Genomic DNA, 8,962 nt, shown 5'->3' on the forward strand with positions numbered 1-8,962 from the left:
AATACGCTTGTCGTGCATCTTCCATTTACAATGCCGTATTCTTAATACCAAAATCACCTACGAATGCCTAATTTCCGATAGCTGCAAGCATAGTTCCTACAATAAACAGTAGTCCCGGTACCTTTACTAACGAAGGCGGCTGCACTTCTTCGTTAAAGTGTCTTCGACATGAGAAGGTCGATTTGTTTTTCATCGCCCATATAAAATGAATGCTGACCAATTTCAACAAACCCTAGTTTTGTATAAAAAGCCAGGGCTTGCTCATTTTTCTCCCACACCCCCAACCAAATGCTTGTTTTATGATGTCCCAAAGCCAGATCTATAGCTTTTTGAAACAGCTCTCTGCCAAGGCCTAACTGGTGAAATAACTTTTTGATATAAATTCGTTCAATTTCAAGCGCTTGAGTACCCATTGGTTCAGATTGAGCCTCGTTCATGTTCACTTTTAGGTAACCCGCCAGGGTTTGTTGCCAATAAATAAAAAAGAAGTACGAGGAAGGATGAGCAAGCTCCTCTTTAAGTCGGTCCAAAGTAAATGCTTGATGAATATAATTATCCAGTTGCTGGGGAGAGTTTTGATCTTCAAATGTTTCTCGGAAGGTTTCTTGACTGAGCGCTTGAAGATCATAAACATCCTCCAATTGACATGTTCTTATCATTGTTTTCATTAGTATTTACAACTCCTTTATATAATACCATCATGATCGATGGATTTTTCAGGGGCTTTGGTCAACTGCTGAGAGAGGAAAGCAGTACCACTTTAAAAACACAATCAACCTAGTGCAAACAAAAGCCCGGTCTCGATAAAAAACAATAAGGACTATAAGACGAAGAACTTATTCTAATTTCTTAGCACAAACGCTACTAGCAACGAAAATAATCGCGGCAAATATCCCGAGCACCGTCATTGTAAGAAAGGCGGCATTGATTCCGTTGTAAATATTGTTTTGGCTATTAGCCGACAAAGTGACGACAGTTTATCCCTCCGAGTTTTTAACCCAAGAAGAATTCTATTTGGTTTCTCCTCAAAAGTATTATCTGCCGAATGATATACATTTAGAGCTCATAAAAAACTATCCTATGATAATGATGACTAAAGATTATATGTGCCGACAGCTAGTAGAAGAAGAAACAAAAAAATTAAATAAGCGAATCGTCCCCAGTATAGAAGTCAGTAGCTTAGATATTCTATATAATATGGTGAGAAATGGATTGGGACTAGCCGTGGTTTCAGACACCTTTTTAAACACAAGAGACTTAACGGGCGTCGGTGTTTCAACTATAAGAGATCTACAGATCCATCGAGATATTTACATGTATCATCGGTCTGAGTTTGCGAATAATTCCGCTGGGCAGCGTTTCTATACAATGGTTTTAAACGAGTTGAAAAAATTAAAAATTATAACAAAAGATTAGTACCCAAAGCTTGCATGATCGTTCATCAATATAAGCAAAAGCTCCCTCAAATGGTCGTTAACCACCCTTGTTGAAGGTACTCTATCTTTTAAGAAACTAGAGGGGATTTTGAAAAAACCCTTCTGGTTTCAACTAATAAATTTTAGGCCAACAGCCGCACCTAACATCACGGTCATAAAGACAAGGCGAAGCGAGTGGGTGAACTCCTGATAAAACATCATGCCCACCACTCCGGATTCTACGGCACCAACCCCGGCCCATAGGGCTTAAACTGTCGACATAGGAACGATTTGCATGGCAAGGCTTAAACAAGAATGACTGCTCCCAAATACCACCAATAAAGTCGTTATAGAAAAGCGTCGGTTAATCCAATCACCCTAATAAACAAACCTACTGCCAATAATCGTCATTATGTTGAACGATAGGAGTATCCACCAAGAACAGCGATGCTCCAGGTATCAGACCGAAGGGAGCTATCATTCTTTTACTTTTTCGGCATACTGCGAGTCAGTGGGAGCATAGCTATTAGTCCTTAGTTGTGCGACGAGCTCCAGTTAAAAAATAACCAAGCGTTAGAGCCAAAAGGAAGGGTATGACTACTTGTAATGCGGTCCCCCAGGTCAGTTGGCCTGAAATGACGTAAATGGCAGGTAACGTCAGTAATAGAACGGCTAAAAGAGCTGTTAAAAGAAATTTGATGAAGGACATGGATGCCTTCCTCCTTGTTTATTTTCTCCCCTCGGTTCCCCATGCATGAACCCTTCATGGAAAACACAATGATGGCTCATAATCGTTATTGTCTTAACGACTTTCTTTGCTCAGTACGGTAGATGAAATTTAGTCTGAAGCGATGCTTCTTGGGAACATGAACGAGCTTGGGAGGTCCTCTGCTCCCTCATCGTTGCCACACTGCACGAAAGACCTTTTTCTGCTTATTACAAAGCGTGCATTGATATATCATTCTTGAATTCAAGTCCTCGTCTCTGCCTACCAGTTTGTACTGATGAAAACCGATACGACACCAAAAGGAAGTCTCCTCGTTCCGCTTATTAGCACACCCCATGACTACGATCACCCCTGCTATCAACAAAATGAAGCCAATGAAGAGGTTGCGATCGTAGAACCAACCATAGAGGAGAGAAATGATGCCTATCAGAACCAAGGCCATACCAAACGAATACCATTTACCCATGTTCGTCCTTCCTTTCCCTATATAGGATCTTTCTGTTTCCTCAAAGGAAATGTTCGACGAATCCATATCCCTGTGCCAAGGATCACTCCAGCCCCAAGGCCATGTCGATGCGATCGGTCCATTGATGCCAAAAGGCCAGCCCATTCATGAGATTGGCCACACCATGGATAGCTGTTTGAAAGAGCATCGCTAGGACACCCATGCCGATGATCATACCGATAAGTCTCATCCCGTGACTTCTCCCTTCCTGTCCTTCTTCGAAGTATTTTCAGGGAACCAGGTGGAAAGAGAGCATTACCAAGAGAATCGCTGCCCCCAGCAGTAACCGCCAATAAAACGTGCGAATGCCCTCTGTCCATTCCAATACGGCACGGACGATGAGTTGAGCTCCTACCCCGTAGACCAAAAGGAGCAGTCCTGTTCGCGTATAATCGAGGGCAAACAGCGTAAGCACGACGGCCATCAGCAGCATGCCGGCCGTGACGAGTGGATATAATTTTCGTTTCGGCAACGTCGTTCGGGACGTGGTCATGGTTTGTTCTCCTTTATCCTGGGAATGATTCCTAACATATCCTTACGGTTTTTATACCCCAACGCGGGGAGCGTTATCCATGATGTTCGTTCGATAAAGAGCATCCCCGACCATGGGCATGGGCGAAGCCCCCTTCGCCCATGCATCGATGTAACGAATCACAAGGAGGGGAGCCATGATCCCGACCTATTTGAAAATTATCATTGGTATTTCGATAGGAAGTTTTATGATTCATTTTCTATCATTATTTGGCCTATGGTCGTTTCCCATGGGTTACTCCACCCTTATTTTTGCGTTGTTTTTGTTTAGTATGGCCCGGGAATTTTATCGGCAGTACGAGGGGTCGTCGCGGCGTCCTCTCATTACGGTGATGATCGTTGTAGGGATCATCCATGTCGGCGGTGGCCTGTGGAGTCTTGGGCTCACGTATGGATGGATCCGGTAATACTGGGCGTTAGCCTCATGAGATGACTAGAAGAAACCATTCATTATTTACTTTCTGGCATTGGTTAAACTAAATGTGTAAAAGGCTGTAACAAGTAATTCTTCCGACATATCTAATTGTTGAGGGTCATAAGTAATCTCATGATTTGTTAGCGAAATCCCTTTTGTTTTCATTTGAGCTAATTCTTCACCTTGATGCTCTAAAATGGTTTTGTTGCTGCCTAAATCATTTTTTAGTACCGCTTCTTTTCCGTTGTAATGTACAGTCAATCTCATATGAGTATCTATCTTTCCCGTGTTTTTTATTGTTGCTACATGATTCTGTTCGACGCCATACGCTACCTGCCATTTATCCCTGGCTCGTTCTATCTGTTTGGAGTCTGCCAGGAGATGATTCTGCTCATCGAATAAGCAAACACTCTCTATTTTTTTCAACCATAATACTTCGCTCCAGGAGTCGTAATATTTACCACAGTAAAATCTCAACCGATTCTCTTCATCCGTTACTTTGACTTTTTTACTTGAGAACACAATAAAAGGCTTCCGAAATTTCAATGTCACCATCCGACCCACTCCTCGTCATGTTCCTTCATGGATTACTCACAAAAGCTTATCAGCAAAACAGTTGTATCCCCAGCGCATAGCATCATAAAAAGATAAATCGTCCGGCTAATGTTTAACGACGAACAATTGATTCGTTCTTCTAAAGACGACTGAATCACTCAACCGTTCTTTTCTTCATGGATGAATACTCTGTATAATCTTCTTATACAACCAATAGACACTGCTATTCCTACAAAGAGATAAGTGAAAAATTGGGAATCCTCAATTCGCTCTTGAGAAAAATAGAAGGAAATAGAGACGATCAGATAAATAGCACCAATGAACGTCAATATATCAAAAGAAGTAGCTACCATACGTTTTTTTGACTGCTTGCTACTCATATTCAAAAGTCCTTTCTACCTTTGTCCTGGTGCCTAATTTCTTTGGCGTTTAGATGACTTTAAAAATGAAGGACCTTCTAATAAGAATCCATGTAAATGAGCTTTTTCACCATTACTTAAGCTATAAATTGGGCGATAGAAATACTTAACGCCCCAACAATGATTAGGGAGAGCAGCACCAAATAAAGTACTTTTTCTATACGATATTCAACATCTTTCAAACTAGAGGCATAGCTCCATATAAGTACAAGATCAATAACAAGAACGACGAAAAAGTTTTTCCAACTGTTTCCTATCAACTCCGGGCTGAATGTAAAAATAATGTTCGACAAAAATACGGGGATGAAGATGACAAGAATGAAGGCTAACAATGCTCCCGATAGGTGTTGATGCTGTTTTTCCTGCTTATCCATCATACGCTTCCTTACTCAACTGAATTTTTGGCTAAATATAGAATAATTACTGGAAAATGATAACAAAAAATAGATGTGGATGCATTTCCTTATCTCATTTCTAACACTGGTAACATATAAAAAAGCAAAGCCTGTGCCCGGGCTTTGCTTTTTTGGTTTACTTCGAAAAAGTCATTTGACCCTCTAGTTACAGCATTCATTTCTTTTGTTTGTAGTTCCTAGTAGAATAGCAAAAGGAATTATTTTACATTCTTTTTGTTATCAAAGGTGAGATTTTTTATGAATGAATGGCAAACAGGAATATTATCGGGTGTATTGGTAACAATCAGTTTTATTCTGTTAGATTCATTTTTTGCGTTGCCTTATATAATGGAAATGGTGATTAGTTTTGTTTTTACGCTAACAGGCACATTAGTAGGGGGGAAATTGCTAAATGACAGAAGAAAATGTTCCAGGAGGGAAACATGAGGATGTTAAGACTGTTTTATAAATTATTTGGTACGATCTCTTTTGCTCTTATTCTTATGGACTTGCGCAAGATTATTCATATGCCGGGATGGCTATTTATATTGTTGTGCCTTGTTCTGGCAATTTCCATTGGTATTTTCTTTTACCTTCAACGAAAACAACCAAGACATTCAACCGACAATAGAAATTAAAGAAGATGATTAAGAAGGAAAGAGAAATGGAGGTGAAATAATATATGAGAAAAGAATGGCAAGTGGGAGCAATAGTCAGTTTTTTAGCAACGATTACGATTATTTTAGTAGGAAACTTAACTACTTGGCCTTATCTCGTTCAACTACTCCTAGCTTTAATTATCGGCGTTTTAAGTACAGTTGTAACACATAAAATACTTCAATCAAACATGAGTATCTATAAAACATTAAGATACGTACAGATCATTTTTTCATTAGTTCTTCTGCTTGGACTAACACTGGATTGGTTTAAAGTAATCCGTATTCCTGATAACGTCATGTCCCTTGGGATAGGTATTTTAGTGATTTTACTCATTATTTCTTGGATTAAGGATAAAGACCATCAAAAAAGTTCGAAGAAAGAATCATGAGCACCTTTTACGTAGTGGCTGACATTCTTTCCAACTTGTTTCCCTTTTATTGAAGCCGACCATTATAGAATTTCTGCAATCAGCGCCGATTGAAGAAAGCTCATTCTTTTAATAAGTAAATATCTTTTAAGCACCAAGTATAGGAGGAACAAGATTGAAACAGGGAAACATAATTTTTGTTACGTTATTAATGACGATACTTGTTGGCATTGTGGATCCGCTGCGAGCTACGTTCACTGATTACGAATTGAACGATGATTATGGCACGGTCTTAGGGATGTGTTTTATTTTAATAGCAATATTAGCTCTTTATGTCGTATATACCGTGAAATCCCGGCGAAAAGCTCAACAACATATTCAATCATTAGATAAAGAAGATTTAAGTCCACTTTCCAGTAAGGAATATCATTACCAAGAACCGATGCAGCAGTTTGACCAACATCCGGTTAGAATCGTTGATCATGCTGATAATACTACAGCGGTCTTTGAAGTACGATACAAAAGTCGTTGTTCTTATAGGATTCCTGTATATCTATTTGTCCAAGTTTTTTCATCATTTGAATCAAAAAGAGAAGAGGAACAGGCATTAAAAACCGGCCTCCGAAATCCATTTTCGGAGGCCGTTATCTACGTTTTCCCCCTATCGATAAGTGATACCAATAACGAGCATGGACTTTTTTTATGTTAAAGGTGCGTAGATAACTATGAATAAATTTTGGGACATTTTGTATATATCCCTATTTGGCTATTGGGTGTTTGGAACGGTGACGCTCATTACTTGGTTAAGTGTGACCGACTATTTGGACCGTGTCTATCCCAGTATGCTATATACTGGGGTATTCGCTCTAGCAAGTTTGTATTTAGCGTTAGTCAATCGTGAAAATACATTCAAAAAGAATTTTATCATTTTTCTCGTCGGTTTTTTCTATGCGTTGGCTGGAGGCATTCTTATCTTCTATTTCCGTGTTCTCGCTTAAATAGTATATGTCTCTTCGGGTGGTAGGTCTATGAGGAAGCACTCCCGCTTTTCGTCTCTTAAAAGTAATACTTCAGTTTTTTTATTAATCAATACGGTAGATGAAATTATAAATGGGCCATCGATCTATTCTTCAGGCCATCGTTTCTACCACCAGTCATGCGAGTTAGTTTAACATCCAGGAATGATTATTTATCATGGACTCTGTAATGCATTACTTTCGTTGATGAGGTTCAGAGGAAGCCGTACTGATAAAATGCAGGCAGGATGTCTCTGAATAGCAATCAACCCCCCTTTGCTTGGTGCGCACCAGGCAAAGGATTTTTCATAGCATCGAACCAACAAAGGCCTGAAGAAATAGGTGTTATGGCTAAGAATCTCTCCGGCTAATGAATTCTTTTTTTATGACTCGCCACAAATAGAAGACATTCGAAAGCCCCCGGCAGCTGCCGGGGGCTTTGTCATTGTATGTTATTGGGATCGTCGTTTCTCATCACAATGAGGAACAATTGCAGAAGAGAATGGTGGTTCCGATGCTTCCGGTCTCTTCGTCGGCGCCCCTTCGAGCACCTTGATCACGGACGATGGAATGTTGGTCAAGGATAGATCAATTCGTGCCCGGCGAATATTTTGCATTGAATCTTGGTGATACCTCCCAAGGAGACTTTGATGGTTTTCGTTTCTCCTTGCCGGTTGGTTACTTCTCCCATCAATGTCCCTCGAAGAGTCAGCCCCACATTTTCATCCTGCAGCGCATCATCAACATATAATTTTTCTCCTTGGAACCATCGGTTTTCCACCCAAATATGATGGCCTTCATAGTGTGTTTCAAACACGTTTGGCATATGCTTGTTCCGCTCCTTTCCCATCGGTGATCGATACCAAGCGAATAGGAATGATCACCGTGCTTGCCTCTAGATGGAACCACCATCTATGGGGCTGGTGCCCTCATGAAGGCTTCCTATGACGAGGATGTTTACCTCTTCCTCTGGAACAACTTTCGGATGCTTGATGAATGTTACGCTTCCTGACGGCGGTTGTTAGGGGCCCGTTCGAGCACTTTGATCACTTTTTTATACGTTCGGCCCGTGTCTTCGATGTCTTCCCGAAAGACGTTCATCACGACCACGGACCGTTTGCCTTTCTTGGTGGGAACCTGAACGATATCACCCGGTTGAATGGGATCCTCGCGCAGTCGTTTCGGAATGTTCCAGTGATACAGTTGATTCGTGTTTAACACCAGGGCCCCGTTCTCGTCCCGGCGGAGAATGTGATACGCAGCAATCGTATTGTTTGTTTTCATGACTCTTTCTTCCTTTCGTTGGATGATCGTCGATAACCAAAAATCGTGAAGCTGGTTGTTCCGGAACGAAGCCGAAACGGACCATGTTCATGTTCTTGTTTCGTCCTTTTCTGTTCACGTTGCTGTTTCGCTGGCTGACGACTAGATACGTGTTTTGTTGTACGGCAGCGTTCCAACGATGAACAAGCTTGGTTCATGTCGAGACGAAGGTTAGTTTCATGTTGAAACACACCCCGAGGATTCAATGAGCTTGCTCAGGAACATGATATAAGCTCTGATGATTTGCATAAACGGGTTCTTTTTGGTCAGCTTCTGGTCAGCAATAGCATCTTTTCCGGTTATTCAAGCGTTAAAATCAGTACGCTGAAGTGTCGAACACCCCCGGTTTTGTACACAAAACCGTGAACAGGCTGTACACAAAACTGTGACAAAAGGCATTTTTGACGTACCCACGAAACGTCCGGCACTGCCGGACACCCCAGCTCGTCTGGGGTCACTTTTCCCTTATGCTCTTCCAAATTTTTTGATCTTGCAGGTTACGTGTTCGGCCATAGGGTTGGTTGATGACAGGTAGCTTGTTAGATAAAACCGGTTGTTTCGTCCGGCTATCGTTAGCAAAACGACGAACCTCTTCGACCATCGAGGGGACGGACGAACCTATGATCACGTCCAA

Annotated in this window: 15 protein-coding genes; 5 read left to right on the forward strand and 10 right to left on the reverse strand. The window is 41.1% G+C overall.

From position 1 onward, the window contains the following. Positions 1-152 precede the first annotated feature (152 nt). Positions 153-668 carry a GNAT family N-acetyltransferase gene (locus ACTTK7_RS15100; RefSeq protein ID WP_462868920.1) on the reverse strand — a complete coding sequence of 172 codons (516 nt, stop codon included), beginning with the start codon at positions 666-668 and terminating at the stop codon, positions 153-155. Between the two features lie 298 nt (positions 669-966). On the opposite strand from ACTTK7_RS15100, the gene ACTTK7_RS15105 reads away from it, so the two are divergent. After that, positions 967-1,416, forward strand: coding sequence for a LysR family transcriptional regulator substrate-binding protein (locus ACTTK7_RS15105; protein ID WP_462868921.1), 450 nt, complete (start codon positions 967-969; stop codon positions 1,414-1,416). 525 nt (positions 1,417-1,941) lie between these two features. Here ACTTK7_RS15105 and ACTTK7_RS15110 read toward each other — a convergent pair. From ACTTK7_RS15110 to ACTTK7_RS15125, 4 genes are all read right to left on the reverse strand, one after another. Beyond that, positions 1,942-2,124 carry a hypothetical protein gene (locus ACTTK7_RS15110; RefSeq protein WP_462868922.1) on the reverse strand — a complete coding sequence of 61 codons (183 nt, stop codon included), beginning with the start codon at positions 2,122-2,124 and terminating at the stop codon, positions 1,942-1,944. Positions 2,125-2,311: 187 nt separating this feature from the next. Continuing rightward, positions 2,312-2,608 (reverse strand): hypothetical protein, encoded by a 297-nt coding sequence (locus ACTTK7_RS15115; RefSeq protein WP_462868923.1) that lies wholly within the window; start codon positions 2,606-2,608, stop codon positions 2,312-2,314. A gap of 82 nt (positions 2,609-2,690) precedes the next feature. Then, positions 2,691-2,837 carry a hypothetical protein gene (locus ACTTK7_RS15120; RefSeq protein WP_462868924.1) on the reverse strand — a complete coding sequence of 49 codons (147 nt, stop codon included), beginning with the start codon at positions 2,835-2,837 and terminating at the stop codon, positions 2,691-2,693. 39 nt (positions 2,838-2,876) lie between these two features. Beyond that, positions 2,877-3,140: a hypothetical protein gene (locus ACTTK7_RS15125; protein WP_462868926.1), complete on the reverse strand. Its 264-nt coding sequence runs from the start codon at positions 3,138-3,140 to the stop codon at positions 2,877-2,879. A gap of 175 nt (positions 3,141-3,315) precedes the next feature. Here ACTTK7_RS15125 and ACTTK7_RS15130 point away from each other — a divergent pair, with 175 nt between their 5' ends. Further along, positions 3,316-3,585: a hypothetical protein gene (locus ACTTK7_RS15130; RefSeq protein ID WP_462868927.1), complete on the forward strand. Its 270-nt coding sequence runs from the start codon at positions 3,316-3,318 to the stop codon at positions 3,583-3,585. A gap of 47 nt (positions 3,586-3,632) precedes the next feature. Here ACTTK7_RS15130 and ACTTK7_RS15135 read toward each other — a convergent pair whose 3' ends face one another. Both ACTTK7_RS15135 and ACTTK7_RS15140 read right to left on the reverse strand, forming a co-directional pair. Beyond that, positions 3,633-4,148, reverse strand: a complete 516-nt coding sequence (locus ACTTK7_RS15135; protein WP_462868928.1) for a tubby C-terminal domain-like protein — start codon at positions 4,146-4,148, stop codon at positions 3,633-3,635. 496 nt (positions 4,149-4,644) lie between these two features. Beyond that, positions 4,645-4,941: a hypothetical protein gene (locus ACTTK7_RS15140; protein ID WP_462868929.1), complete on the reverse strand. Its 297-nt coding sequence runs from the start codon at positions 4,939-4,941 to the stop codon at positions 4,645-4,647. A gap of 279 nt (positions 4,942-5,220) precedes the next feature. Between ACTTK7_RS15140 and ACTTK7_RS15145 the strand changes: the two genes are divergently transcribed. The 3 genes from ACTTK7_RS15145 (at position 5,221) to ACTTK7_RS15155 (ending at position 6,698) form a co-directional block, all read left to right on the forward strand. Continuing rightward, positions 5,221-5,409, forward strand: coding sequence for a hypothetical protein (locus ACTTK7_RS15145; RefSeq protein ID WP_462868930.1), 189 nt, complete (start codon positions 5,221-5,223; stop codon positions 5,407-5,409). Positions 5,410-5,644: 235 nt separating this feature from the next. Then, entirely contained in the window at positions 5,645-6,010 is a 366-nt protein-coding gene (locus ACTTK7_RS15150; protein ID WP_462868931.1) for a hypothetical protein, read from the forward strand. A gap of 154 nt (positions 6,011-6,164) precedes the next feature. Then, positions 6,165-6,698 (forward strand): hypothetical protein, encoded by a 534-nt coding sequence (locus tag ACTTK7_RS15155; protein ID WP_462868932.1) that lies wholly within the window; start codon positions 6,165-6,167, stop codon positions 6,696-6,698. Positions 6,699-7,582: 884 nt separating this feature from the next. Here ACTTK7_RS15155 and ACTTK7_RS15160 read toward each other — a convergent pair. From ACTTK7_RS15160 to ACTTK7_RS15170, 3 genes are all read right to left on the reverse strand, one after another. Then, positions 7,583-7,831: a hypothetical protein gene (locus ACTTK7_RS15160; RefSeq protein ID WP_462868933.1), complete on the reverse strand. Its 249-nt coding sequence runs from the start codon at positions 7,829-7,831 to the stop codon at positions 7,583-7,585. A gap of 173 nt (positions 7,832-8,004) precedes the next feature. Further along, positions 8,005-8,289, reverse strand: coding sequence for a DUF5839 family protein (locus ACTTK7_RS15165; protein ID WP_462868934.1), 285 nt, complete (start codon positions 8,287-8,289; stop codon positions 8,005-8,007). A 493-nt stretch (positions 8,290-8,782) separates the two neighbouring features. Then, positions 8,783-8,962 (reverse strand): hypothetical protein (locus ACTTK7_RS15170; RefSeq protein WP_462868935.1); only part of this gene is annotated, 180 nt, incomplete at its 5' end.

The organism is Marinococcus tarijensis, assembly GCF_054971385.1.

What these genes read in the sequence shown, in the direction of transcription:
- ACTTK7_RS15130 (WP_462868927.1), top strand. Translation starts at nt 3,316, where the DNA reads ATGATCCCGACCTATTTGAAAATTATCATTGGTATTTCGATAGGAAGT.
- ACTTK7_RS15160 (WP_462868933.1), bottom strand. Translation starts at nt 7,831, where the DNA reads ATGCCAAACGTGTTTGAAACACACTATGAAGGCCATCATATTTGGGTG.
- ACTTK7_RS15110 (WP_462868922.1), bottom strand. Translation starts at nt 2,124, where the DNA reads ATGTCCTTCATCAAATTTCTTTTAACAGCTCTTTTAGCCGTTCTATTA.
- ACTTK7_RS15135 (WP_462868928.1), bottom strand. Translation starts at nt 4,148, where the DNA reads ATGGTGACATTGAAATTTCGGAAGCCTTTTATTGTGTTCTCAAGTAAA.
- ACTTK7_RS15100 (WP_462868920.1), bottom strand. Translation starts at nt 668, where the DNA reads ATGAAAACAATGATAAGAACATGTCAATTGGAGGATGTTTATGATCTT.
- ACTTK7_RS15140 (WP_462868929.1), bottom strand. Translation starts at nt 4,941, where the DNA reads ATGGATAAGCAGGAAAAACAGCATCAACACCTATCGGGAGCATTGTTA.
- ACTTK7_RS15150 (WP_462868931.1), top strand. Translation starts at nt 5,645, where the DNA reads ATGAGAAAAGAATGGCAAGTGGGAGCAATAGTCAGTTTTTTAGCAACG.
- ACTTK7_RS15125 (WP_462868926.1), bottom strand. Translation starts at nt 3,140, where the DNA reads ATGACCACGTCCCGAACGACGTTGCCGAAACGAAAATTATATCCACTC.
- ACTTK7_RS15165 (WP_462868934.1), bottom strand. Translation starts at nt 8,289, where the DNA reads ATGAAAACAAACAATACGATTGCTGCGTATCACATTCTCCGCCGGGAC.
- ACTTK7_RS15145 (WP_462868930.1), top strand. Translation starts at nt 5,221, where the DNA reads ATGAATGAATGGCAAACAGGAATATTATCGGGTGTATTGGTAACAATC.
- ACTTK7_RS15115 (WP_462868923.1), bottom strand. Translation starts at nt 2,608, where the DNA reads ATGGGTAAATGGTATTCGTTTGGTATGGCCTTGGTTCTGATAGGCATC.
- ACTTK7_RS15120 (WP_462868924.1), bottom strand. Translation starts at nt 2,837, where the DNA reads ATGAGACTTATCGGTATGATCATCGGCATGGGTGTCCTAGCGATGCTC.